26 protein-coding genes are annotated in these 22,480 nt (G+C 69.8%); 19 read left to right on the top strand and 7 right to left on the bottom strand.

Translation table 11 applies throughout. The features are described 5' to 3' along the window. Window positions 1–5: 5 nt before the first annotated feature. Complete coding sequence (locus AC6CHX_RS14905; protein WP_498273435.1) at window positions 6–662, top strand: response regulator; 657 nt, start codon at window positions 6–8, stop codon at window positions 660–662. Here AC6CHX_RS14905 and AC6CHX_RS14910 read toward each other — a convergent pair whose 3' ends face one another. Beyond that, a complete protein-coding gene (locus AC6CHX_RS14910; protein WP_136043165.1) occupies window positions 663–1,526 on the bottom strand; it encodes an EamA family transporter in 864 nt (287 codons plus the stop codon). It lies immediately after the preceding gene. Window positions 1,527–1,792: 266 nt separating this feature from the next. On the opposite strand from AC6CHX_RS14910, the gene AC6CHX_RS14915 reads away from it, so the two are divergent. From AC6CHX_RS14915 to AC6CHX_RS14925, 3 genes are all read left to right on the top strand, one after another. Further along, window positions 1,793–3,076, top strand: coding sequence for a M18 family aminopeptidase (locus AC6CHX_RS14915; protein WP_498273436.1), 1,284 nt, complete (start codon window positions 1,793–1,795; stop codon window positions 3,074–3,076). A gap of 76 nt (window positions 3,077–3,152) precedes the next feature. Beyond that, complete coding sequence (locus AC6CHX_RS14920; protein WP_498273437.1) at window positions 3,153–4,595, top strand: purine-cytosine permease family protein; 1,443 nt, start codon at window positions 3,153–3,155, stop codon at window positions 4,593–4,595. Then, window positions 4,592–5,149, top strand: a complete 558-nt coding sequence (locus AC6CHX_RS14925; protein WP_498273438.1) for a cysteine hydrolase family protein — start codon at window positions 4,592–4,594, stop codon at window positions 5,147–5,149. Before AC6CHX_RS14920 ends, AC6CHX_RS14925 begins: the two co-directional genes overlap by 4 nt. Window positions 5,150–5,278: 129 nt before the next feature. Here AC6CHX_RS14925 and AC6CHX_RS14930 read toward each other — a convergent pair whose 3' ends face one another. Further along, window positions 5,279–5,989 carry an MBL fold metallo-hydrolase gene (locus AC6CHX_RS14930; protein ID WP_498273439.1) on the bottom strand — a complete coding sequence of 237 codons (711 nt, stop codon included), beginning with the start codon at window positions 5,987–5,989 and terminating at the stop codon, window positions 5,279–5,281. An 81-nt stretch (window positions 5,990–6,070) separates the two neighbouring features. Here AC6CHX_RS14930 and AC6CHX_RS14935 point away from each other — a divergent pair, with 81 nt between their 5' ends. The 6 genes from AC6CHX_RS14935 (at window position 6,071) to AC6CHX_RS14960 (ending at window position 11,793) form a co-directional block, all read left to right on the top strand. Further along, on the top strand, window positions 6,071–6,595 hold the full coding sequence (locus tag AC6CHX_RS14935; protein WP_498273440.1) for a TetR/AcrR family transcriptional regulator: 525 nt from the start codon (window positions 6,071–6,073) through the stop codon (window positions 6,593–6,595). Between the two features lie 90 nt (window positions 6,596–6,685). After that, window positions 6,686–7,741 (top strand): alpha/beta hydrolase, encoded by a 1,056-nt coding sequence (locus AC6CHX_RS14940; RefSeq protein WP_498273441.1) that lies wholly within the window; start codon window positions 6,686–6,688, stop codon window positions 7,739–7,741. 183 nt (window positions 7,742–7,924) lie between these two features. Next, window positions 7,925–8,776: a tryptophan 2,3-dioxygenase gene (locus AC6CHX_RS14945; RefSeq protein ID WP_498273442.1), complete on the top strand. Its 852-nt coding sequence runs from the start codon at window positions 7,925–7,927 to the stop codon at window positions 8,774–8,776. Next, window positions 8,776–9,741, top strand: a complete 966-nt coding sequence (locus AC6CHX_RS14950) for an amidohydrolase family protein (protein WP_498273443.1) — start codon at window positions 8,776–8,778, stop codon at window positions 9,739–9,741. Before AC6CHX_RS14945 ends, AC6CHX_RS14950 begins: the two co-directional genes overlap by 1 nt. A gap of 2 nt (window positions 9,742–9,743) precedes the next feature. Beyond that, window positions 9,744–10,982, top strand: a complete 1,239-nt coding sequence (locus tag AC6CHX_RS14955; RefSeq protein ID WP_498273444.1) for a kynureninase — start codon at window positions 9,744–9,746, stop codon at window positions 10,980–10,982. Further along, complete coding sequence (locus AC6CHX_RS14960) at window positions 10,972–11,793, top strand: PaaX family transcriptional regulator (protein ID WP_498273445.1); 822 nt, start codon at window positions 10,972–10,974, stop codon at window positions 11,791–11,793. The genes AC6CHX_RS14955 and AC6CHX_RS14960 overlap by 11 nt, the downstream gene beginning before the upstream one ends. Before the next feature lie 95 nt (window positions 11,794–11,888). On the opposite strand, the gene AC6CHX_RS14965 is transcribed toward AC6CHX_RS14960, so the two are convergent. Continuing rightward, window positions 11,889–12,374 (bottom strand): FBP domain-containing protein, encoded by a 486-nt coding sequence (locus tag AC6CHX_RS14965; RefSeq protein WP_498273446.1) that lies wholly within the window; start codon window positions 12,372–12,374, stop codon window positions 11,889–11,891. Between the two features lie 295 nt (window positions 12,375–12,669). Between AC6CHX_RS14965 and AC6CHX_RS14970 the strand changes: the two genes are divergently transcribed. Beyond that, entirely contained in the window at window positions 12,670–13,017 is a 348-nt protein-coding gene (locus tag AC6CHX_RS14970) for a hypothetical protein (RefSeq protein WP_498273447.1), read from the top strand. Between the two features lie 60 nt (window positions 13,018–13,077). Here AC6CHX_RS14970 and AC6CHX_RS14975 read toward each other — a convergent pair whose 3' ends face one another. Next, window positions 13,078–13,479, bottom strand: a complete 402-nt coding sequence (locus AC6CHX_RS14975; RefSeq protein WP_498273448.1) for a four-helix bundle copper-binding protein — start codon at window positions 13,477–13,479, stop codon at window positions 13,078–13,080. A gap of 188 nt (window positions 13,480–13,667) precedes the next feature. On the opposite strand from AC6CHX_RS14975, the gene AC6CHX_RS14980 reads away from it, so the two are divergent. After that, on the top strand, window positions 13,668–13,877 hold the full coding sequence (locus tag AC6CHX_RS14980) for a CsbD family protein (protein WP_136043151.1): 210 nt from the start codon (window positions 13,668–13,670) through the stop codon (window positions 13,875–13,877). Window positions 13,878–13,954: 77 nt separating this feature from the next. Here the strand turns inward: AC6CHX_RS14980 and AC6CHX_RS14985 are convergent, their stop codons facing one another. After that, window positions 13,955–14,119, bottom strand: a complete 165-nt coding sequence (locus AC6CHX_RS14985) for a hypothetical protein (RefSeq protein WP_017201713.1) — start codon at window positions 14,117–14,119, stop codon at window positions 13,955–13,957. Window positions 14,120–14,240: 121 nt separating this feature from the next. On the opposite strand from AC6CHX_RS14985, the gene AC6CHX_RS14990 reads away from it, so the two are divergent. From AC6CHX_RS14990 to AC6CHX_RS15015, 6 genes are all read left to right on the top strand, one after another. Beyond that, window positions 14,241–14,507 carry a DUF7218 family protein gene (locus AC6CHX_RS14990; RefSeq protein ID WP_105528701.1) on the top strand — a complete coding sequence of 89 codons (267 nt, stop codon included), beginning with the start codon at window positions 14,241–14,243 and terminating at the stop codon, window positions 14,505–14,507. Between the two features lie 8 nt (window positions 14,508–14,515). Then, window positions 14,516–15,667 (top strand): carboxylate-amine ligase, encoded by a 1,152-nt coding sequence (locus tag AC6CHX_RS14995; RefSeq protein WP_498273449.1) that lies wholly within the window; start codon window positions 14,516–14,518, stop codon window positions 15,665–15,667. Window positions 15,668–15,710: 43 nt separating this feature from the next. Beyond that, a complete protein-coding gene (locus AC6CHX_RS15000) occupies window positions 15,711–17,105 on the top strand; it encodes an MFS transporter (RefSeq protein ID WP_498273450.1) in 1,395 nt (464 codons plus the stop codon). 2 nt (window positions 17,106–17,107) lie between these two features. Next, window positions 17,108–17,956, top strand: a complete 849-nt coding sequence (locus AC6CHX_RS15005; protein ID WP_498273451.1) for an endo alpha-1,4 polygalactosaminidase — start codon at window positions 17,108–17,110, stop codon at window positions 17,954–17,956. Window positions 17,957–18,087: 131 nt separating this feature from the next. After that, window positions 18,088–19,137: an iron-containing redox enzyme family protein gene (locus AC6CHX_RS15010; RefSeq protein WP_498273452.1), complete on the top strand. Its 1,050-nt coding sequence runs from the start codon at window positions 18,088–18,090 to the stop codon at window positions 19,135–19,137. Then, the gene (locus tag AC6CHX_RS15015) at window positions 19,134–19,340 is read left to right on the top strand and encodes a CDGSH iron-sulfur domain-containing protein (protein ID WP_498273453.1); all 207 of its coding nucleotides are present in this window, start codon (window positions 19,134–19,136) and stop codon (window positions 19,338–19,340) included. Before AC6CHX_RS15010 ends, AC6CHX_RS15015 begins: the two co-directional genes overlap by 4 nt. Before the next feature lie 7 nt (window positions 19,341–19,347). Here AC6CHX_RS15015 and AC6CHX_RS15020 read toward each other — a convergent pair whose 3' ends face one another. Then, complete coding sequence (locus AC6CHX_RS15020; RefSeq protein WP_498273454.1) at window positions 19,348–20,223, bottom strand: heme o synthase; 876 nt, start codon at window positions 20,221–20,223, stop codon at window positions 19,348–19,350. Window positions 20,224–20,229: 6 nt separating this feature from the next. Next, window positions 20,230–21,009 (bottom strand): YggS family pyridoxal phosphate-dependent enzyme, encoded by a 780-nt coding sequence (locus AC6CHX_RS15025; RefSeq protein WP_498273455.1) that lies wholly within the window; start codon window positions 21,007–21,009, stop codon window positions 20,230–20,232. An 80-nt stretch (window positions 21,010–21,089) separates the two neighbouring features. Between AC6CHX_RS15025 and AC6CHX_RS15030 the strand changes: the two genes are divergently transcribed. After that, window positions 21,090–22,427, top strand: coding sequence for an aminotransferase class III-fold pyridoxal phosphate-dependent enzyme (locus AC6CHX_RS15030; RefSeq protein WP_498273456.1), 1,338 nt, complete (start codon window positions 21,090–21,092; stop codon window positions 22,425–22,427). The last annotated feature ends 53 nt before the right edge of the window (window positions 22,428–22,480 follow it).

Below are 22,480 nucleotides of genomic sequence, written 5' to 3' on the forward strand. Positions count from 1 at the left end.
CCCCCATGCAGGAAATCCGTGTCGTGATCGTCGATGACGATCCCCTGGTCCGCTCGGCGCTGTCGCACTTCGTCTCCCGCGACCCCGAGATCACCGTGATTGCCCAGGCGGAAGACGGCGTGGAAGCGATCGCCACGGTCGAACGCGAGCAGCCGGACGTCGTGATGATGGACGTCCAGATGCCGGAGATGGACGGCATCGAGGCCACCGGTGTGATCGCGGAACGCTGGCCGCACATCCGCGTCCTCGCCGTCACGACCCTCGACGGCAGCGACACGGTGCTCCCCATGCTGAGCGCCGGCGCCTCCGGTTACCTCCTCAAGGACTCCAGCGCCGAAGAGATCGTCATCGGCGTTCGCGAGGTGCACAGCGGCGCGAGCTCGCTCTCCCCGCGGATCGCCTCGATGCTCATCAAGCACGTGCGCGACTCCACGCCCGTCGCCGCCGACGCCGATGCCCTCGAACCTCTCACCGAACGCGAGACCGAGGTGCTGAACTGCCTCGCGAAGGGCATGTCGAACGCCGAGATCGCGAAGGCTCTGATCGTCTCGGAGGGCACGGTGAAGGCGCACCTCGGACGCATGATGTCGAAGTGGCACCTGCGCGACCGCGTGCAGATCCTCGTCACGGCCGCGCACGCCGGGCTCGTCAGCTTCCGCTGATCACAGGGCCAGCAGGACGATCCCCGCGACCACGACGAGCGAGGCCGCGATCCGCCAGCCCGGACGCGACTCCCGGAGCACGAACACGCCGAACAGGCTCACCAGCACGACGCTCACCTCGCGCAGCGGCGCCACCAGCGCCACCGGAGCGATCTGGATCGCGGTCAGCACCAGGATGTACGACAGCGGCGACAGGATGCCGAAGACGAGGATCCGCCGCCACTGCGTGCGGCCGAGCGCCCAGACGGCGTCCCAGCGCCGACGCACCGCGATCGAGTAGAACGGCACCTGCAGCAGGCTCGTACCGACCATGAACGCGACCGGTGAGAGGTTCCAGGTGCGCACCGCGTGCGCGTCCCAGATCGTGTAGACCGCGATCGCGACACCCGTGAGCAAGCCGAACAGGATGCCGGGGTCGATGCGCCGGGAGCGGCTGCCGGTCCCCCGATCGACCAGGCCGATCGCCACGACGCCGACGATCACGGCCGCCACCCCGATCAGCGCCACCACGGAGGGCCGCTCCCCGAGCAGCAACACCGCCACGATCACCGACAGGAACGGGCCGGTGCCGCGGGCGGTCGCATAGACGGTGGAGAGGTTCCCCTCGCGGTAGCCGCGCTGCAGCACCGTCATGTAGGCGACGTGCAGCACCGCCGAGACCGAGACACCGAGAGCGAAGGAGCCGAGGTCGTCGGCGCCCAGACCGCCGGTGAACGGCACGACGCCGATCCACACGAGCGTGCTGCTCACGGCTCCCCACCAGAGGAACGGCGACCCCGCTCGGCTGACGCCGTGGGCGATGACGTTCCACGCAGCGTGGGCGATGGCCGCCCCGAAGACGAGGACGAACGCGAGAGGGGACACGACGAGACCCTTCCGTCCGGCGCGCGGCGCGACGAACAGGGTCCTCCGGGCTTTTGTCCTGTCAGATGACGGCCCTCCTGCGGAGGAGGACCGTGGCGCCGCTCGGACCAGACGGGTGTCAACCCCGGAACCCTAGGCGCTATCGGGACGAGGCTAACGCGCGATTGTGAACGCCCGGCAAACGAAGAGCTCCCCCGGCCGAGAGCGGAACGGCGCACGGCCCCCGACTACGCTCGAAGGACCGCCCGTCTCCAGGAAGGCCCGCCATGCCCGTCACCCCGGTCGCCCTCGCCCACGCCGAGGACCTCGCCGACTTCATCGCCGCCTCACCCTCGAGCTACCACGCGGCGGCGGAGGTCGCTCGACGACTGGAAGCCGCCGGATTCACACGGCTGCGCGAAGAGGATGCCTGGCCGACCGAGGCGGGCGGCCGGTACGTCATCGTGCGCGACGGCGCCGCGATCGCCTGGTCCGTGCCGGCGGATGCCACCGCGACGACCCCCGTGCAGATCTTCGGCGCGCACACCGACTCCCCCGGCTTCAAGCTCAAGCCGCAGCCGACGACGGGTTCGCGGGGCTGGCTGCAGGCCGCCGTCGAGGTGTACGGCGGACCGCTGCTGAACTCGTGGCTCGACCGCGAGCTGCGCCTCGCCGGGCGACTGGCGCTGGCCGACGGTCGTGTCGTGCTGGCGGACACCGGTCCCCTGCTGCGCCTGCCGCAGCTGGCGATCCACCTCGACCGCGGCGTGAACAACGGACTCGCCCTCGACAAGCAGACCGAGACGCAGCCGGTGTGGGGACTGGGTGACCCGACGGAAGCCGACATCCTGGCCGAGCTCGCCTCGTCCGCCGACGTTTCGGCGTCCGACATCCGCGGCTACGACGTGGTCGTCGCCGACTCCGCACGCGGGGCGGTGTTCGGCAAGGACGATGCGTTCTTCGCCTCCGGGCGCCTCGACGATCTCGCCTCGGTGCACGCCGGCCTGGTGGCCCTCGAAGCGCACGACCCGGCAGCGGGAGGGCCGATCGCCGTGCTCGCCGCCTTCGACCACGAGGAGCTCGGCTCGGAATCGCGCTCCGGTGCAGCAGGCCCCTTCCTCGAAGACGTGCTCGAGCGCGTGTACGCGGGGCTCGGCGCCGATGGATCCGCGCGCCGCCGGGCCTACGCCTCGTCGTGGTGCCTGTCGAGCGACGTCGGACACTCGGTGCACCCGAACTACGCCGCCAAGCACGACCCCGTGGTGCAGCCGGTGCTCGGCTCCGGATCGATCCTGAAGCTCAACGCCAACCAGCGGTACGCGACCGATGCCGTCGGCACCGCATCCTGGCGGTCCTGGTGCGAGCGCGCGGGCGTTGCGACGCAGGATTTCGTGTCGAACAACAGCGTCCCGTGCGGATCGACGATCGGCCCGATCACCGCGACGCGGCTCGGCATCCGCACCGTCGACGTCGGCATCCCGATCCTCTCGATGCACTCCGCGCGCGAGCTCGCCGGGGTCTCCGACCTGCATGACCTGACCCGCACCGCGCAGGCGTTCTTCGCCGGCTGACTCCGGGGGGCGATCCGCGAGGAATCCGCGCCGCGAAGTCCGCCCGGTGCCGTCCCGGCAGTGCCAGGATGTCAGCATGACGGACATCAAGCCGGCCCTGATCGAGCGTGCGGGCATCGAGATCATCCCCGAGTCCGAGCGGACCGCGAAGCCGCGCGACCTCTTCTGGCCCTGGTTCGCGGCGAACGTCTCGGTGTTCGGCATGTCGTACGGCTCGTTCGTGCTGGGCTTCGGCATCTCGTTCTGGCAGGCGACGATCGTCTCGGTGATCGGCATCGTCGTGTCCTTCCTGCTGTGCGGGCTCATCGCCATCGCCGGCAAGCGCGGGTCGGCGCCGACCATGGTCCTCTCGCGAGCGGCCTTCGGCGTGCACGGTCAGAAGGTGCCGGGCATCGTCTCGTGGCTGACGTCGATCGGGTGGGAGACGTTCCTCGCGATCATGGCCGTGCTCGCCACCGCCACCGTGATCACGCAGCTCGGCGGCGACGGCGACAGCATCGCGCTCAAGATCATCGCGACCGTGATCGTCGCAGCCCTGATCGTCACCGCATCCGTGCTCGGCTATCACACGATCATGAAGCTGCAGTCGGTGCTCACCTGGGTCACCGGCGTGGTCACCGTGCTCTACATCATCCTCGCGGCGCCGAGCATCGACCTCGCCGCGGTGCTGGCCCGCCCCGACGGCGGCATCGGCCAGGTGATCGGTGCGCTCGTCATGGTGATGACCGGGTTCGGACTCGGCTGGATCAACATCGCCGCCGACTGGTCGCGCTACCAGAAGCGCACGGCATCCGACGGGGCGATCGTCGCCTGGAACACGATCGGCGGATCGGTGGCACCGGTGATCCTCGTGGTGTTCGGTCTGCTGCTCGGCGGCTCGGACGACGACCTCATGGCGGCCATCGGCGCCGACCCGATCGGTGCGCTCGCCTCGATCCTGCCGCTGTGGGTGCTCGTGCCGTTCCTGCTCACGGCTGTGCTCGCCCTCGTCTCGGGCGCGGTGCTGGGCATCTACTCCTCGGGCCTCACGCTGCTCAGCCTCGGCATCCGCATCCCGCGCCCGTCCGCCGCGGCGATCGACGGGGTGATCCTCACGATCGGAACGATCTACGTGGTGTTCTTCGCGACGGACTTCCTCGGCCCGTTCCAGAGCTTCCTCATCACGCTCGGCGTGCCGCTGGCCTCGTGGGCCGGCATCCTGATCGCTGACATCCTCCGCCGGAAGAAGGACTACGACGAAGAGGCGCTGTTCGACAGCCGTGGCCGCTACGGGGCCTGGGACTGGACCTCGATCGGCACCATGGTCGTCACGAGCGTGATCGGCTGGGGCCTGGTCCTCAACGGCTTCGCCGAAGATGCGCCGTGGAACAACTGGCAGGGCTACCTGCTGTTCCTCGTCGGCGGCCCCGACGGCGCCTGGGCGTACGCCAATCTCGGAGTGTTCTTCGCGCTGGTGCTGTCGTTCCTCGTGACGTACTTCGCGCGGGCCGGGAAGATCCGCCGACAGGAGGGCGTGTGACCGCTCGGGCGCTCGATGACGCCTGGCTCGTGGTGATCGACCCGCAGGCGATCTTCGCTGCCCCCGACTCCGCCTGGGGCTCGCCGTTCTTCGCCGGGGCGATGCCGCGCATCCGCGCGCTGGCCGATGCGTTCGGCGACAGGGCGCTGGTGACCCGGTGGATGCCGACCGCCGACCGGTCGACCTCGTGGGGCGACTACTTCGCCACCTGGCCGTTCGCCGATCAGCCGCCCGGCGATCCGCTGTTCGACCTCGTCCCTGACGCGGTGGGGTTGTCGCCGCATCCGACCATCGACCTGCCGACGTTCGGCAAGTGGGGTCGTGAGATGGAAGCGGTCGTCGGACGCGGAGCTCACGTCGTGCTGGCCGGCGTCTCGACCGACTGCTGCGTCCTCTCGACGGCCTTGGCCGCGGCCGATGCCGGCGCGCACGTCACGATCGCGGCGGATGCGTGCGCCGGTTCGACCGCCGAGAACCACGCGGCCGCCCTGCAGGTCATGGGGCTCTATCCGCCGCAGATCACGATCAGCGACACGGCCGCCATCCTCGCCTGACGAAACGCCGAGCGGATGACGATCCGCCGACGAATTGACTTCGATCGTTCGGCGAATCGTCCGGGGCTCGGCGAACCGTCCGGCGCTCGGTCCGTCAGTGGCTCGGGTGATCGTCCGGGGCCCGGTCCGTCAGCCCGCGGCCCGCACGGCGGCCGCGATGTCGGACGGGGAGCCCTGCCAGGGAGCCCCGTGACCCGGAAGCACCCACGACGCCGACACGGCGGCCAGGCGGTCGAGTGAGGCGCGTGCCTCATCGGGCTCGTCCGTGAATGGCGCGGGCTGCGCACCGGTGCGCCCGGTCAGCACGTGCCGGGTGGTCAGAGCGTCACCGACGAAGACCGCGTCAACGGCGGGCACGTGCACCGCGATGCTGCCTGGCGAGTGCCCCGGCATGCCGATCACGACGGGAGCACCCGGCAGGTCGAGCACATCGCCGTCTGCCACCTCGGTCACCACGGATACGTGGTGCGTGCGCAGCGCGCTCTTGCGGATGCCGTAGGCGAAGAAGCCCAGCGTCGGGCCGAGCTTGGCCGGCCCCATCGGCGTCTTCGGCTTCTCGCCCGTGCGCACGCGGTGGCTGTCGGCCGCGTGGATGAACACCGGGACAGCCCCTTCCCGCCGCAGTCGCTCGGCGAAACCGATGTGGTCGCTGTCACCGTGGGTGAGGACGAGGCCGCGGATGTCGGAGAGGGGACGACCGATCTCGTCGAGCTCGCGCTGGAGATCGTGCCAGTGCCCGGGGAGACCTGCATCGATGAGGGTGATGCCCTCGGGCAGGTCGACGAGGTACGCGGCGACGATGTCGTTGCCGATGCGGCGGAGGTGGGGTGCGAGCTTCATGGCGGATCCTCTCGGGATGATTGCGATGGCTACGATACGTAGCTATCATGGCTATTGTCAATAGCCATGAAGGAGGATGCGATGCCGACACCCGAACGCACATCCACGGCGGAGATCGTCGAGGCCGGGCGGGAGATCCTCGAGACCGCCGGCCCTGCGGGGCTGACGATGCAGGCAGTCGCGACGCGGGTGGGCGTGCGCGCGCCGTCGCTGTACAAGCGGATCCGCGACCGAGACGCCCTGCTCGCCGCGGTGGCGACCGCATCCATCGAGGCGCTCACGGCTCGACTCGATCCCTCAGGCGACGACCTCACCGCCCTCGCGCGGGCGTATCGCGCGTTCGCACACGCGCATCCGGAGGGTTTCCGGATCATGTTCACCGTCGCCGCGCCGCAGGATGCGCTCGAGCGCTCGGCCGCGCCGGTCATCCGCGCCGCGTCCGCACTGGTCGGCGAAGACGATGCACTCGATGCCGCCCGCCTCTTCACCGCGTGGGCGACGGGTTTCCTTCAGATGGAGCTCTCGGGGGCCTTCCGCCTCGGGGGCGACGTCGACCGCGCCTTCGACTACGGGCTGCAGCGGCTCCTCGCCGGACTCACCAGCTGATCCCCCTCGGGCGTTCGAATCGCGTGAATGCGCGATTCGAACGGCGGCGGGGGCACCGGAGTGCTGGCACACTGATCGGTGGAGGGGTCCATGAGCATCGACGCACACACCGAAGAACCCGCACGCCCGACGAAGGTGCGCAAGCCGTGGCACCGGACGAAGGTGACGCTCGGCATCGTCGTGGCCGCGGTCGCCGTGGTCGCGATCGTCGGGACGATCACGCCCTGGCCTTCCGCGATGGTCATCCGTTCCGTGTTCACGAAGGGCGGGAACGAGACCGCAGCCGAGATGGACAAGCACGTCCCCGACACGAAGCTCTCCGTGCAGGAGGATGTCGCGTACGGTGACGACGGCGCCGACACCACGATGGACGTCTTCCGCCCGGCATCCGCCGACGGCCCCCTGCCGACCGTCGTCTGGATCCACGGCGGCGCCTGGATCTCGGGCTCGAAGGAGAATGTCGACCCGTACATGCGCATCCTCGCCGCCGAGGGCTACACGACCATCGCGGTCAATTACACGATCGGTCCGGAGGGCGTGTACCCGCTCGCCGTGCACCAGCTCGACGCCGCCCTCGCCTACATCGACGAGCACGCCGAAGAGCTGGGCGTCGATGCGAAGCAGATCGTCCTCGCGGGCGACTCCGCGGGAGGACAGCTGGCCAGCCAGATGGCGACCCTCATCACCAGCCCGGAGTACGCCGAGATCATGGGCATCACCCCGTCTCTCGGGGCCGACCAGCTGGCCGCGACCATCCTCAACTGCGGCGTGTACGACCTCGCGGCGCTGGCGCAGCTCGACGGGCTCGCCGGCTGGGGGTTGAAGTCGGCCATGTGGGCGTACTCGGGCACGAAAACCTGGGCCGAGGACTCGACCGGTGCCACGATGTCGACGATCGACTGGGTCACCGAGGACTTCCCCACGACCTACATCTCCGGCGGCAACGGCGACGGACTCACCTGGCTGCAGTCGATCCCGATGGCCCAGCGCCTGGACGAGCTCGGCGTCGACGTGACGACCCAGTTCTGGCCCGCACCGCACGAGCCGCAGCTCCCGCACGAGTATCAGTTCCACCTCGACCTGCCGGATGCACGGACCGCCCTGCAGAAGACGATCGACTTCCTGGACGCGAACACCACGCGCTGACGCGACCTTTCCTGATCCGCTCCGGCCGGACGGATGTCGGGAGAACGGACGGATGTCGGGAGAATCGCCGCGGATCCTTCCTGCATCCGTGATTCCTCCCGACGGATGGGCCGTCGCTCGGCGCACACCGACCCAGACATTTCACTTCTGTGACGCTCGCCGCAGAAGTGATATGTTCGGCGCATGCACACCGAGAACGAACGCGCCCTCGAGTCCGGGATCGTCACCGACCTGTCCGGACGGATGACCTACGGGTCATACCTGGCGCTGGACCAGCTGCTCACTGCGCAGCATCCGGTGAGCGAACCGCAGCACCACGACGAGATGCTGTTCATCATCCAGCATCAGACCACCGAGCTGTGGCTCAAGCAGCTCCTCCACGAACTCTCCTCCGCACGCGAGCTGCTGGCCCGCGACGACCTGCGCGAGGCACTCAAGCGCATCGCCCGGGTCAAGCGCATCCAGGACGTGATGACGCAGCAGTGGTCGGTGCTCGCCACCCTCACCCCCACCGAATACGCGCAGTTCCGCGGCGCACTCGGCAACTCGTCCGGCTTCCAGTCCGTGCAGTACCGCGCGGTGGAGTTCGCCCTCGGCAACAAGAACGAGAAGATGCTGAAGGTCTTCGCCGACCACCCCGCCAACCTCGCGCTGCTCACCGCCGAGTGGGAGAAGCCCACGCTGTACGACGAGTTCCTGCGCTTCGCCGCGCGTCGTGGGCTGCCGGTGCCGGCTGCGATCCTCGACCGCGATGTGCGCGAGCCCTACCGCGAGACGCCCGAACTCGTGCCCGCGATCCGCGAGATCTACCAGGACCCGAGCCGGTACTGGGATCTGTACGAGGCGTGCGAAGACCTGGTCGACCTCGAGGACAACTTCCAGTTCTGGCGCTTCCGACACCTCAAGACCGTCGCGCGCACGATCGGCATGAAGGTCGGCACCGGCGGCTCCAGCGGCGTCGGCTTCCTGCAGCGCGCCCTGGACCTCACGTTCTTCCCCGAGCTCTACACGGTGCGCACGGAGATCGGCAGCTGATGAAGGCCGTCACGTTCTTCGACGGGATCGGCTGGCGCGAGGGCGTCGTCGAGCTCGTCGAGGGGCGCGTGCGATTGCGGGATGAGGTTCCGGCCACCAGGCTCCCCCGCGTCGGCGGCGTCGTCGTCGGCGGATTCACCGACCACCACGTGCACCTGCAGCTCGTGGATCACGCCCAGCTGTCGGGTTCCCGCCTCGGGCGCGTGGTCGACCTCGGCGGAAATCCCGAGGTGGTCCGGCGGCTCGCCGTTCACGGCTCCGAGCACCCGGTCCGCATCGAGTTCGCCGGGGCCTTCCTGACTGCGCCGCTCGGTTACCCGTCCGACCGCGCCTGGGCACCGGACGGCTCGGTGCGCGAGATCTCCGATGCGGATGCTGCGGCCGCAGCCGTGACCGAGATGGCCGAGGCCGGAGCCTCGTGCATCAAGGTCACCAGCAACAGCGTCGCTGGGCCCGTCTTCACGGACGAGCTCCTGCGCACCATCGTCGAGCTGGCCGCCGACCACGGGCTCCTCGTCGTCGCGCACGCCGAGGGCGCGGGCGAAGCCGAGCGGGTCGTCCGTCTCGGCGCCGCCCGCCTCGCACACGCGCCCTTCACCGAACGCCTCGACGATGACGAGATCGCCCGGCAGGCGGCGAGCGCCTCCTGGATCTCGACCCTCGCGATCCACGACGGCCCCGAGCGCGAGGTCGCGATCGACAACGTCCGCCGTTTCCACGCGGCGGGCGGCACCGTGCTCTACGGCACCGACCTGGGCAACGGCCCGCTGCCGGTCGACCTGAACCCGCGCGAGATCGCCGCCCTCCGCGAGGCCGGGCTCGACGATGCCGCTGTCCTGCGGGCGCTCTCCCCGGTCGACCCGCTCGACCCCGACTCGAATCTCCTGCTGCTCCCCGGCAGCTCCCCCACGGCCGCCGACCCGCTCGCCGCCCACCCCCTCACCCCCGCCGACCTGAAGGTGTGACCATGACCGACCCCCGCGACACCGACCTGCTCGACACCGCCCGTGCCCTCGACGCCGCCGACCCGCTGCGCGCCCACCTCGACGCATTCGCCGAGGCACCGGGCGTCACGGCCTACCTCGACGGCAACTCGCTCGGCCGTCCGCTGCGCGACATCCCGGAGAAGCTCGCCGCGTTCGTGCGGGAGGACTGGGGCACCCGGCTGATCCGTTCCTGGGACGAGCAGTGGATGGCGCTGCCGATGGAGCTCGGAGACCGCATCGGCCGGGTGGCGCTCGGTGCCGCCGCCGGCCAGACCGTGGTGGCCGACTCGACGAGCGTGTTGATCTACAAGCTCATGCGCGCCGCCGCGGCCGCTGCCCCAGCCCGCACCGAGCTCGTGATCGAGGCCGGCAACTTCCCCACCGACAGGTTCCTCGCCGAGGGTGTCGCCGCCGAGACCGGCATGACCCTGCGCTGGCTGGAACCGGATCCGGTGCACGGCGTGACCGTCGCCGACGTCGAGGCCGTCGTCTCCGAGCGCACGGCCCTGGTCTCGCTGAGCCACGTCGATTACCGCTCCGGCGCCCTGGCGGACATGCCCGGCATCACGGCGGCTGTGCACGAAGCCGGAGCGCTCATGATGTGGGACCTCTGCCACTCGGCCGGCGTCGTGCCGATGCAGCTCGACGAGTGGGGCGTCGACATGGCGGTGGGCTGCACCTACAAGTACCTCAACGGCGGGCCGGGCTCCCCCGCGTTCGCCTACCTGCGCCACGGACTGCAGGGCGTGCTGCGTCAGCCGATCCAGGGCTGGTGGAGCGCGGCCGACATCTTCGCGATGGGTCCTGCGTACGTGCCGTCGGGCGACATCCGTCAGCTGCTGAGCGGCACCCCGCCGGTGACCTCGATGCTCGCGATGCAGGGGATGCTCGACCTCATCGAGCAGTCCACGATCGCCGGAGTCCGGGCGAAATCGCAGTCGCTGACCGACCTCGCGGTGCGTGCGTACGACCAGGTGCTCGCGCCCCTCGGTGTGCGGCTGCTGAGCCCGCGCGACGCCGATCTCCGGGGCGGCCATGTGACGATCGGCCACCCGGACTTCCGCGAAGTCACACGGCGACTGTGGGCCGACGGCATCATCCCCGACTTCCGCTTCCCGGACGGCATCCGGCTCGGGCTCTCCCCGCTGAGCACCTCGCACGTCGAGACGATCACCGGCGTGCTGGCCGTGCGTGACGCCCTGGAGTCCGGTGACTTCTGATTTCGCCGCCGCGCCCGTGCTCGACGACATCGATGCGCGCCCGGGCAGCACCGCCTCGTTGCTGCGGACGCTCATCGGAGTGTTCCTGCGCCCGCTCGGCGGCTGGATCTCGACGGCGGACCTGGTGTCGCTGGCCGGCGACCTCGGGATCGCGGCAGGCCCCGCCCGCACCGGCATCACGCGTCTGAAGCAGAAGGGGCTCCTGCTCGCGGAGCGCGATGACGGTATCGGCTACCGGCTCAACCCCGCGGCGATCGGGATGCTCGAGCGCGGTGACCGTCGCATCTTCGAGATGCGCGAGATGACGGATGCCGATCCCTGGTGCCTGGTCTCGTTCTCTATCCCCGAGAGCGCACGGAGCATCCGTCATCAGCTGCGTCGCCGCCTGCAGTGGATCGGCGCGGGCGTCGTGTCACCGGCGCTGTGGATCTGCCCCGGGCATCTCCAGGACGAGGTGGAGCAGATCCTCGAGGAGCTCGACGCGCGCCGCTGGGCGACCCTGTTCCAGGCATCCGCCCCCGCGACGGCCGGCACGCTCGTCGAGGCCTCCGCGCAGTGGTGGGACCTCGAGGCCCTGCGTACCGAGCACCTCACCTTTCAGGCCTCGCTCCGCACCCTGCCCGCCGAGCCGTTCGCCGCATACGTGCACCTCATCGACCGCTGGCGGGTGCTGCCGTACACCGATCCGGGGCTTCCCCCGTCGATGCTGCCGGCCGACTGGCCGGGACGCCGCAGCTTCGACGAGTTCGCCCGCCGGTCGGCGCAGCTGTCAGCACCCGCCTGGGCGCACGTGCGCGCCCGGATGGCCTAGCTCGGTCATCCACCCCCGCCGTTCCGGTCGCAGTTTCTGTCGCCCACGCGCCTCGCGAGCGGCAGAAACTGCGACCGCAGCAACCGAAGTCGGGATCAGCCGGCGACCTCGGCGACGAAGCCCGCGACGTGCTCCTGCAGACGCAGGATGCGCAGGTCGCGCGCGAACTCGCGATCGAAGCCCTGATAGGCGAGCGGCGGGAGGATGCGCACGTTGCGGTTGCAGCCGAACTCGGCGCACGTCAGAACGCCGACCGAGTCTCCCTTGCGCCCGGCAGCGCCGGCCTTGCGCGCCACGAACAGCTGCACGTCGTTGCGGAGCGTGACGTCTTCGCACCAGGAGCACTGCGCCCGGGCGATCACGCGCTGCTCGGCTCGCTGCAGGAAGACACCGACCGGGGCGTCGTCGATCCAGGTGATGACGTAGGCGCGGCGCGGCATCTTCGGGTCCACCCAGCCGAGGAAGTCGAGGCGATCGAAGTCGATCTCGGCGAAGCCGGGCGGGAGGGTCAGGTCGGAGACCTCCTTGCGGGAGGCGTTGAGGAAGGAGGCGCGGATGCCGCGCTCGTCGATGGGACGCATGAGAGAAGTGCTTTCGGATGGTCGCCGCGGCGGGCGAGTCGATCGGGTGAGGGTCCCGGACGGATGCCGGGGTATGACGCAGCACCGGGGACGGGGGTTCCGCCTCCGGCTGGTCCTCAGCCTCTGCCTGCGGCGCGGAAGGCGCCTGCAGCTCCGCTCTGCGCCCGAAGGGCGCTCATCGACGACAGCACCCCGAGAGCCTACACCCGTTTGTTTCACTGCGTGTCGGACGGCCTGGCTCCGACACCGAAGCCGTCTTAGTCTTTCCGGAACGTCGATCCCGAAGGAGACCACCGTGTCCACGCCGCTGAACCGCCTTTCGCCCCTCCCGGTGCGTGAGCGTGCGGCGTGCATGTGCACCCACGGCGACCGGTGCTCCTCGTTCGCACCCGGCCACGCGCTGCATCTGATCCAGGCGCGCATCGCTTCGGCGACGCCCGCGGGGTGGGTGGACGCCCTGATCGTGGCGACGGATGCCGTGAGCGGCGACCTCGTCGTGCGCACTCTGGACGGTGAGGTCCACGCACTGTGGAGCGCCTCGGGTGCCGCGCTCGAAGCGGCCCCGGGAACGCCGGTCGCACTGCACGTCCGCTACGGCGTGCTCGCCGTCGGGCGCACGCAGTTCAACGTCGCCACCGTCTGACCCGACCCGTCACCGTCTGACCCGACCCGTCACCGCCGGGCCGTGAAGAGCGACCGCCGCTCAGGCGCTCGCCATCATCATGTCCTTCATGGCCATGCAGGCATCCATGCACGCCTGGCATGCCTGAGCGCACATGCGGCACACGTCGCTGTCGTCGGCGTGCCGCATGCACTGGTCCATGCAGACCTGGCACATCGCGATGCACGCGTTGAGCATGGCCATCATCGCGGCCGGCGTCATGCCCTGCATCCGCATCATCGAGCGCATCATGGTGTTGCACATGTCCGCGCAGTTCATGCACGCCGGCGAACAGTCCATCATCTGCGTCGAGCACACCGTGCAGGCCTGCTCGCATGCGGCGCACGCATCCATGCACGCCTGCATGACGGACATGTCCATCATCCCCATGTCGGGCATCGACTCCATGTTCTTCGACATGGCGCCCATCATCATCGAGTCCATCGCTCACCGCTTCCTTCGAGGTCCGCGGGCAGGACCACCCGCCTGGCGCCAGGCTAGCCCCTCGCCGGGCCCGCGTCGATGGGGCGGAACGCTGACATGACCCGCGCTGATTGTCAATCCCGTGGCCCGTTCCGCGCCCGCGTGGAAGTGTCGGGATCAATCGAACCCGCCCCATGAGAGGAGCAAGCATGAGTGCTGCAGATGACATCAAGAACGCCGCCGAGAAGGCCGCCGGAAAGGTCAAGGAAGGCGTCGGCAAGCTCACCGACAACGAGCGACTCGAGACCGAGGGTCAGGCGGACCAGGTGAAGGCGTCGACCAAGCAGGCCGGCGAGAACGTCAAGGACGCGGCTCAGAAGACCGGCGACAGCGTGCGCGACGCGTTCGACAAGAAGTAGGACGAGAGTCCCCGGAAACTGAAAAGAGGTGGGGCCCGCCATCGGGCGGGCCCCACCTCTTCGGGATCAGACCTCGGTCAGACCTTGCGGCTGCCGCTGATCGCTCGGATCAACCAGGCGATCACAGCGATCGCGAGGAGGACGAGTCCGACCCACAGGAGGAACTGGAGCGACTGCACCAGTCCTCCGGTGATCGCGAGGATCACTGCGACGACGATGACGATGATCAGGAGGATGTTCATCGGTCTTTCCCTTCTTTCGGGGCGCGAACGCCCGACTGCGGTGACCCCACGCTAGCCTCCACGAGCCATCTCCCAGAGGGGGTTGACTTCCACCCTCCGAGTGCGCGAAAGGAAAGAGCACATGCCAGGACGACGGAACAATTCGCTGAAGGACCCCGAGCTGTACGAAGAGCTCAGGGACGACGGGGCTTCGAAGGAGAAGGCCGCACGGATCTCGAATGCCGCCGCCAAGGAAGGGCGCAGCGCCGTCGGGCGCCGGGGCGGAGAGCACGGAGACTACGACGACTGGACCGTCCCGGAGCTGCGCAAGCGGGCGAAGGAGCTGGGCCTGACCGGCTACAGCGGCAAGCGGAAGTCCGAGCTGATCTCCGCCCTCAGGAATCACTGAGGCCGGGGATGACCCGCTTCGGCGTCGAGGAGGAGTTCCTCTTCCTCGATGAGCACTCGCTGGCGCCCGTGGCTCTGGCCGCCGGCACGCGCGAGCGCATCACCCGGCTCCGCACGGGCGGCGAGGTCACGACGGAGTATCTGACTTCGCAGATCGAATGCCTCACCGAGCCCGTGTCGACCGGAGCGGATGCCGAGGCGCAGCTGCGTCACCTGCGGGAGCTGGTCGGGTGGCACGCCCAGGAGCAGCACGCGATCGCGGCCTCGTCCGGGACGCCCTTCGCGACGACGCGCTCTTCGACGATCTCCCCCTCCCCGCACTACGACGTGGTCGCCGAGCAGCTCGGCCATCTGAGCCGCGATCATGAGGTCAACGGGCTCCACGTGCACGTCGAGGTCCTGGATGAGGAGGAGCGCGTGCGCGCGCTCGACCGGGTGCGCGGCTGGCTGCCGGTGCTGCTCGCCCTCACCGGGAACAGCCCGTTCGTGGAGGGCCGTGACACGGGTTTCGCCAGCTGGCGCAGCATCCAGATCCGTCGGCTGCCCGCATCGTGGAGCCCGCCGCACTTCCGCGATCTCACCGACTACCGCGCGGGGGTGCAGCGGCTCATCGACCTCCATGCCATCGCCGATGCCGCGTCGCTCGCCTGGGCGGTGCGGATCTCGGACCGCTACCCCACGGTCGAGGTGCGGGTCTTCGATGCGCAGCTGACTCCGGAGGAATCGGTGCTCGCCGCGCTGCTCAGTCGCGCGATCGTGCGGGCGGACGACCAGCCGCCGGCCGCGATCGGCGCGGATGTGATCGACGCCTCGCTGTGGACCGCCGCGCGACGCGGTATGGATGCCCGCGTGATCGACCCGACCACCGGTGAGGTCGACGACGCCTGGGCCGTCGCCGAGCGGATGCAGGCCGTGATCGCCCCGGCGCTTCGCGAACTAGGCGATGAGGAGTGGGTGCGTGATGGGCTCGCGCGACTGCGCACCGGCGGTTCCGGCGCCACTCGGCAGCGCCACAGCGTCGCGCAGGACGGGACGGCCGGGCTCGCACGTCTCCTCCGCGCCGGAGCACCCGCACCCATTCCTGCACCGCCTGCACCGCCTGCACCGCGACTCGACGCCCAGGAAGAACGACAGGAGCCCGCACCGACACCGGCATCCTGACCGCCGTCGCCCCACTGTCCCTCGCCGGGAGTAATGTCGGCCTGTGGCCTCCTTCGCCCCTCTCCAGCGGCTCGTCATCTCGATCGCCGTGCTCGCATCGTTCGTGACGTTCCTCGACGGCACCGTCGTGAACGTCGCCCTGCCCGCGATCAGCCGTGAACTCGGCGGCGGCATCACCACTCAGCAGTGGGTGGTCGACGCATACCTGATCACGCTGAGCGCGCTCATCCTGCTCGCCGGCTCGGTCTCCGACGCCTATGGGCGCGTGCTCGTGATGCGCATCGGCCTGATCGCGTTCGGCGTGGCATCGATCGCCGTGGCCGCAGCCTTCGACCCGCTGATGCTGATCATCGCCCGTGCCGCGCAGGGTGCGGCCGGCGCGCTACTGGTGCCGAGTTCGCTCGCACTCATCACCGCGACCATGCGCGCCGACGTGCAGTCCAGGGCGATCGGCGTGTGGACCGCGTTCACCACCGCGGCGCAACTGGTGGGCCCGCTGCTCGGCGGCCTGTTCGTCGACTACCTCTCCTGGCGCTTCGTCTTCCTCATCAACGTGATCCCCATCGGCATCACCCTGCTGCTCCTCGCCCGTCTGAAGCTGCCGGAGCACCCGCGCGGCATCAAAGTCGACTGGTGGAGCGGCGCCCTGTGCGCGGTCGGCCTCGGCGCCGTGGTGTTCGCCCTGATCGAGCAGCCCAACATGGGGTGGCAGTCGCCGGCCATCTGGATCCCCGCGGTCGTCGGCGCTGCCCTGTTCGCCCTGTTCCTGTGGCGCCAGCAGCACTCGACCTCGCCGCTCATGCCGCTGTGGCTGTTCCGGGTGCGCGACTTCGGCTGGGGCAACCTCGCCACCCTCTTCGTGTACGCCGCCCTGTCGCTCAACGGGTTCGTGGTCGGCGTGTACCTGCAGCAGGGCGCGGGTCTCAGCGCCACGGCCGCCGGGCTCGCGAGCCTGCCGATGACCATCCTGATGATCCTCCTCTCCTCGCGCGCCGGGCAGTGGGCCGGCCGGTGGGGGCCGCGGATCTTCATGACGGTCGGCCCGCTGATCATGGCGGCCGGGGCGCTCATGCTGCTGCTCGTCGCGGCCGACTTCGACTACTGGTGGCAGGTGCTGCCGGCGATGATCGTGATGGGCCTCGGCCTCTCGCTCACCGTGGCGCCGCTGACCGCCGCGATCCTCGGGGCGATCGACGAGAACCACTCCGGCATCGCCTCGGCGGTGAACAACGCCGTCTCCCGCGTCGCCGGTCTCCTCGTCGTCGCGATGCTCTCGACCATCGTCGGCGGCACGCTCGACCTCGACGGGTTCCACAGCGCGGCCTGGGTCACCGCCGCGCTGCTCGTCGTGGGCGGAGTGGTGTCGTGGATCGGCATCCGCCGCAACCCGGCCGAACCGGCACCGGCAGACGTCGCCACCTCCGGCGCCCCGCAGTGAGCGTGACCGCGCGCACGCGCCGGGCCGGGACACTGCTCGCCGTCGCGATCCTGGCATCGGGGCTCGGCGGATGCGCGGTACCCTCCGACGCATCCGGGGCCGGCGAATCGCCCGCACCCGCCGCGTCCTACGACCTTCCGCCGGCCGGCGCGACCCCCGACTATCAGCTCGGCGGCGCCTACGAACCGGCGCCCCAGGTCGGGATCGTCGGCAGGGATCGGAGCGCGGAACCGGCCGAGGGCGTGTATTCGATCTGCTACGTCAATGGCTTCCAGACGCAGCCCACCGAACTCGACTCCTGGCCCCGCGACCTCCTGCTCCAGCGCGAGGGCGAGGTGGTCTTCGACCCGGACTGGCCCGACGAGGCACTGCTCGACACCTCCACACCCGAACGCCGCGAACGGATCGCCGCCGCCGTGATCCCCTGGATCGAGGGGTGCGCGGACGACGGCTTCGATGCGGTCGAGTTCGACAACCTCGACTCGTACTCGCGGTCGGACGGGGCCCTCTCGCTCGACGACAACCTGGCTCTGGCCGCCGCATTCGTCGACGCCGCCCATGCGGCCGGACTCGCGGCCGGACAGAAGAACGCCGCCGAAGATGCGGCTGTGCTGCACGACCAGGCCGGCTTCGACTTCGCCGTGACCGAGGAGTGCGCGGTCTACGTCGAGTGCGGCGCCTACGCGGCCGTCTACGGCGAGCACGTCATCGACATCGAGTACGCCGACGAGCTTCCCCGCCCGTTCGCCGAGATGTGTGCGGACGACGACTCCCCGGCGTCGATGGTGCTCCGCGACCGCGACCTGGTCACCCCGTCCGACGACGACCACGTCTTCGAGACCTGCCGCTGACTGGCGTCGGGCGACGGGGCCGCGCCACCCCGCGGCGCGTATGCCTCGCATGCACGTCCGCGTCAAGTCCCTGGAGCTGCCGGGTCGCACGCGGCAGGATGCGAAGCATCGCACCGATGGGAGCCCCGTTCATGACTGCATCCGCCCCGGCAACCGCCCCGGCCACAACCCTCCCCTTCACCGACCGCGGGGCGCTGAGCCGCGCCGTCATGTCGCGCCTGACGGGCGACGACGCTGCCGTCGACCACACGGCCCTCGCGAGCGCCGCCGTCGCCGCGAGCGCCGACATCGTGCGCGATGACGACATCCAGCTCGCGCTCTTCGTCCTCTACGCCTCGGCCTACGGGTCTCTCCCGCAGCTCGACGCCGACCTGGAGTGGGATCCCGCCCTCCTCGCCACCCGGCGCGTGCTCGAGGAGGCGTTCGAGAGCACGCTGCGCGCGAGGGTGCCGATGCCGGAGTCCCCCGAGCCGACCGTCGATGCCGTCGGGCGTGCTCTGTTCGCACTGGCCGCCGCCGACACGGGTCCGAGCGTCGCGCGGCACATGGCGAAGAAGGCCACCAGGGAGCAGGCGGAGGAGACGCTGATCCTGCGCTCGGTCTACACGCTGCGTGAGGCGGATCCGCACTCGTGGGCCATCCCCCGGTTGGAGGGACGTGCCAAGGCCGCGCTCGTCGAGATCCAGTCGGACGAGTACGGCGGAGGTCGTCCGCAGCGCGTGCATGCAGAGCTCTTCGCGCGCGCGATGCGGGCCGCCGGACTCGACGCGACCTACGGCGCGTACGTCGACGATATCCCGGCGATCACCCTCGCGTCTCACAACATGATGTCGCTGTTCGGGCTCAATCGCCGTCTCGTCGGCGCGATCGTCGGCCACCTGGCCGCCTACGAGATGACCTCGTCGATCCCCTGCCGCCTGTATGCGGACGGCCTGCACCGGCTGGGCTTCGATCCGGATGTGGCGGCCTACTTCGAAGAGCACGTCGAGGCGGATGCGGTGCACGAGCAGATCGCCGCACGCGACCTCGCCGGGAGTCTCGCCGAGTATCGTCCCGAGATGCTGCCGGACATCCTGTTCGGCGCGGTGGCCTGCCTGACCGTGGACGGCTGGAGCGGCGAGCACATCCTGGAGTCCTGGTCGGCCGGCACCTCTTCCCTCCGACCGCGGGTGGCGTCATGAGCGCCCGCAGCGAGCCCGCGTCGATCACGCCGTATCCGGACGGACCGCTGCTCGTGCGCGGTGCCGTCGAGCTGCACACGGCCGACGGGGAGACGATCGAGCCGCATCGCCGCACCATGGCCCTGTGCCGTTGCGGGCTGTCGGCGGTGAAGCCGTTCTGCGACGGCACCCACAAGGCGGCAGGCTTCCGGACCGACGACTGACGCGGCCTCAGCGGGTGAGGAGCGGATCGACACCGACCGCGACGAAGAGCACCGCGAGATAGACGATCGATGCCCGGAAGACCAGCATCGGCCGCAGCTCCGCACCCTGCCGGTCGCGGGCCCGCATACGGTGCGCGGAGAAGAGGAACCCCGCACCGGCGATCGACGCCGCAGCCCAATACAGCCCGGCCACCTCGGCGACGAACGGGAGCATGAGCGAGCACGCGACGGTCGCCCACGCGAACCCGGTCACCCGGACGGCGACGTAGCCGGGATCGCGCGTGGCCCCGAGCATCGGAACTCCGGCCCGCCGGTAGTCGTCGCGATATCTGATCGACAGCGGCCAGTAGTGCGCGGGGGTCCAGAAGAACACCACGAGGAACAGCACGACAGCAGGCCACTCGACGCTCCCCCGTACCGCGCTCCAGCCGACGAGCACGGGCATGCACCCGGCGATGCCACCCCAGACCACGTTCTGCTCCGTCCGACGCTTCAGCAGGAGCGTGTAGAAGACCACGTAGAGGATCAGGCCGGCCGCGGACAGCGCGGTGGGCAGCGGTCCGACTGCGGCGAGCATCCAGACCACGGACGCCGCAGCCAGCGCCCAGGCGAAAGCCAGCCCTCCCCGCGGAGAGATGACCCCGGTGACCAGCGGGCGCTGCGCCGTGCGTTCCATCTGCGCGTCGCTCTCGCGTTCCAGGTACATGTTGAAAGCGCCGGCCGAACCTGCGCTCAGCGCACCTCCGACCAGCACGGCGCCGATCAGCCCGAGGTCGGGCAGCCCATCTGCGGCGAAGACCATGACCGGGATCGTGGTGACGAGCAGCAGCTCCAGGATCCGCGGCTTGCTGAGTTCGATGTATGCCCACAGGATCCGCCGCACGCGCGCTCAGCCCTCGGGCCAGTAGTAGCTGTCGGGCAGCGCGCGGGCGCCGAAGATCGCCTGCCCGACGCGCACGCAGGTCGCCCCCTCCTCGACGGCGATCTCGTAGTCGCCGGACATGCCCATCGACAGCTCGCCGGCGCCGATGAGGTCGGGGGCGTCTTCTCTGGCCTGGTCTCGCAGCGTGCGAAGGAGCGAGAAGCACTCCCGCACCCGCTGGTCGTCGGGCGTCAGGATGGCGAGCGTCATCAACCCGCGCACGCGAAGGCTCTGGTACGAGGGCAGCGCCTCGAGGAAAGGCGGCAACTCCTCCGGCGGCATCCCGAACTTGGAGTCCTCGGCTGAGGTGTTCACCTGCACGAAGACGTCGAGACTGCGTCCGGCCGCCTGCAGACGACGATCGAGCGCTTCGGCGACCCGCAGCCGGTCGAGGGCCTGGAACTCCGTGGCGAAAGCGGCGACATCTCTGGCCTTGTTGGTCTGCAGATGCCCGATGATCGACCAGGACACGTCGAGGTCGGTCGTCTCGCCGTGCTTGCGCACCGCCTCCTGCACCTTGTTCTCTCCGAGCAGTCGCATGCCCGACTCGATGGCGACCCTGACGCGCTCGGTGGGGACGGTCTTGCTCACGGGAAGCAGCGTGATCTCCTCCGGCAGACGCCCGACGCGGCGAGCCGCCTCGTCGATGCGCATCCGGACCCCCGCGATGTTGTGGTGGAAGTCGTCGACGGTGAACGCCGTGGGGTATCGAGCATCGGCCCCGTTCGACCGTTCTGTTTTTGACATAGGCCAAAGACTAACATAGTCTTAGGCCATTATTTTTCGGGGCTCGACCATCCCGCACGCCCCCAGACGAAGGAGCCACCATGTCCCCGCTCGACGTGCTTCCCGGCCGCTCATCCGCTCCCGCCCTGCGCACCGAGGTGCCGGGGCCGCGGAGCCGAGCGATCCACGAGCGTCGCCAGAGATTCGTGGCCCGCGGCGTGGGCAGCGTGCTCCCGATCTACATCGACCACGCAGACGGCCCGTGGGTGACCGACGTCGACGGCAACCGCTTCCTCGACCTGGGCAGCGGCATCGGCGTGACCACGATCGGCCACGGCAACCGCGCCGCGATCACCGCTGCGGCGGCGCAGCTCGAGCAGGTCACGCACACCCTGTTCACCGTGACCCCCTACGAGGGATACGTGCGGCTCGCGGAGCGCCTCGCCGAGAAGACGCCGGGCGACCATGAGAAGCGCTCCTTCTTCGCAAACTCCGGGGCGGAAGCCGTGGAGAACGCGGTCAAGATCGCGCGGAGAAGCACCGGTCGACGCGCCGTCGCGGCGCTCGATCACGCCTTCCACGGGCGCACGAACCTCGCGCTCGCCATGAACCACAAGGCGGCGTACGGCACCGGGTTCGGCCCCTTCGCCCCCGACATCCACCGCGTGCCGAACTCGTACCCGTACCGCGACGGCCTCACGGGCGCACAGGCGGCGCAGCGCACGATCAGCCACCTCGAGCAGCGCATCGGCGTCACCGACCTCGCCGCGCTGATCGCGGAACCCATCCAGGGCGAGGGCGGTTTCGTCGTCCCTGCCGACGGCTACCTGCCCGCACTGCAGGAGTGGTGCACCCGCAACGGCGTCGTGTTCATCGCGGACGAGATCCAGACCGGCCTCGGCCGCACGGGGACCTGGTTCGCGAGCGAGCGCTTCGGGGTCGTACCCGACCTGGTGCTCACCGCCAAGGGCATCGCGGCCGGCCTCCCGCTCGCCGGCGTCACGGGACGCGCCGAGATCATGGATGTCGCCGACCCCGGCACCCTCGGCGGCACGTTCGGCGGCAACCCGGTGTCCATCGCCGCAGCCCTGGCTGTCTTCGATGAGCTCGAGAGCGGAGAGTTCTTCGCCGAGGCCCTGCGCATCGGCGACCGGCTCGAACAGCAGCTGAACGACCTCGCCACGCGTCATTCGGTGATCGGCGATGTGCGCGGGATGGGCGCGATGTACGCGTTCGAGCTGACCGAGCCCGACACGTCCCGCCCGGCAGCCGGCGCGGCCTCCGCCATCGCGGCGGTCGCGGCGCAGGAGGGCGTCCTTCTCCTGACCGCGGGCAGCGATGCGAACGTGATCCGCTTCCTGCCGACCCTCACCACCACCGATGAGCAGCTCGACATCGCGCTGGACGTGATCGATCGCGCCTTGACGGCACTCGCCTGAGCCGTGTTCGACCGACCGTCCGCACAGGTCGCTTCGGATCACCATCACCCCGA

Source organism: Microbacterium sp. GQ128 (assembly GCF_059758615.1).

Excerpts from the sequence above, each read along its gene's own strand:
- AC6CHX_RS14905 (WP_498273435.1), top strand. The coding sequence starts at position 6 with ATGCAGGAAATCCGTGTCGTGATCGTCGATGACGATCCCCTGGTCCGC.
- AC6CHX_RS14915 (WP_498273436.1), top strand. The coding sequence starts at position 1,793 with ATGCCCGTCACCCCGGTCGCCCTCGCCCACGCCGAGGACCTCGCCGAC.
- AC6CHX_RS14920 (WP_498273437.1), top strand. The coding sequence starts at position 3,153 with ATGACGGACATCAAGCCGGCCCTGATCGAGCGTGCGGGCATCGAGATC.
- AC6CHX_RS14930 (WP_498273439.1), bottom strand. The coding sequence starts at position 5,989 with ATGAAGCTCGCACCCCACCTCCGCCGCATCGGCAACGACATCGTCGCC.
- AC6CHX_RS14935 (WP_498273440.1), top strand. The coding sequence starts at position 6,071 with ATGCCGACACCCGAACGCACATCCACGGCGGAGATCGTCGAGGCCGGG.
- AC6CHX_RS14940 (WP_498273441.1), top strand. The coding sequence starts at position 6,686 with ATGAGCATCGACGCACACACCGAAGAACCCGCACGCCCGACGAAGGTG.
- AC6CHX_RS14945 (WP_498273442.1), top strand. The coding sequence starts at position 7,925 with ATGCACACCGAGAACGAACGCGCCCTCGAGTCCGGGATCGTCACCGAC.
- AC6CHX_RS14950 (WP_498273443.1), top strand. The coding sequence starts at position 8,776 with ATGAAGGCCGTCACGTTCTTCGACGGGATCGGCTGGCGCGAGGGCGTC.
- AC6CHX_RS14955 (WP_498273444.1), top strand. The coding sequence starts at position 9,744 with ATGACCGACCCCCGCGACACCGACCTGCTCGACACCGCCCGTGCCCTC.
- AC6CHX_RS14965 (WP_498273446.1), bottom strand. The coding sequence starts at position 12,374 with ATGCGTCCCATCGACGAGCGCGGCATCCGCGCCTCCTTCCTCAACGCC.
- AC6CHX_RS14975 (WP_498273448.1), bottom strand. The coding sequence starts at position 13,479 with ATGGACTCGATGATGATGGGCGCCATGTCGAAGAACATGGAGTCGATG.
- AC6CHX_RS14980 (WP_136043151.1), top strand. The coding sequence starts at position 13,668 with ATGAGTGCTGCAGATGACATCAAGAACGCCGCCGAGAAGGCCGCCGGA.
- AC6CHX_RS14985 (WP_017201713.1), bottom strand. The coding sequence starts at position 14,119 with ATGAACATCCTCCTGATCATCGTCATCGTCGTCGCAGTGATCCTCGCG.
- AC6CHX_RS14990 (WP_105528701.1), top strand. The coding sequence starts at position 14,241 with ATGCCAGGACGACGGAACAATTCGCTGAAGGACCCCGAGCTGTACGAA.
- AC6CHX_RS14995 (WP_498273449.1), top strand. The coding sequence starts at position 14,516 with ATGACCCGCTTCGGCGTCGAGGAGGAGTTCCTCTTCCTCGATGAGCAC.
- AC6CHX_RS15010 (WP_498273452.1), top strand. The coding sequence starts at position 18,088 with ATGACTGCATCCGCCCCGGCAACCGCCCCGGCCACAACCCTCCCCTTC.
- AC6CHX_RS15015 (WP_498273453.1), top strand. The coding sequence starts at position 19,134 with ATGAGCGCCCGCAGCGAGCCCGCGTCGATCACGCCGTATCCGGACGGA.
- AC6CHX_RS15025 (WP_498273455.1), bottom strand. The coding sequence starts at position 21,009 with ATGTCAAAAACAGAACGGTCGAACGGGGCCGATGCTCGATACCCCACG.
- AC6CHX_RS15030 (WP_498273456.1), top strand. The coding sequence starts at position 21,090 with ATGTCCCCGCTCGACGTGCTTCCCGGCCGCTCATCCGCTCCCGCCCTG.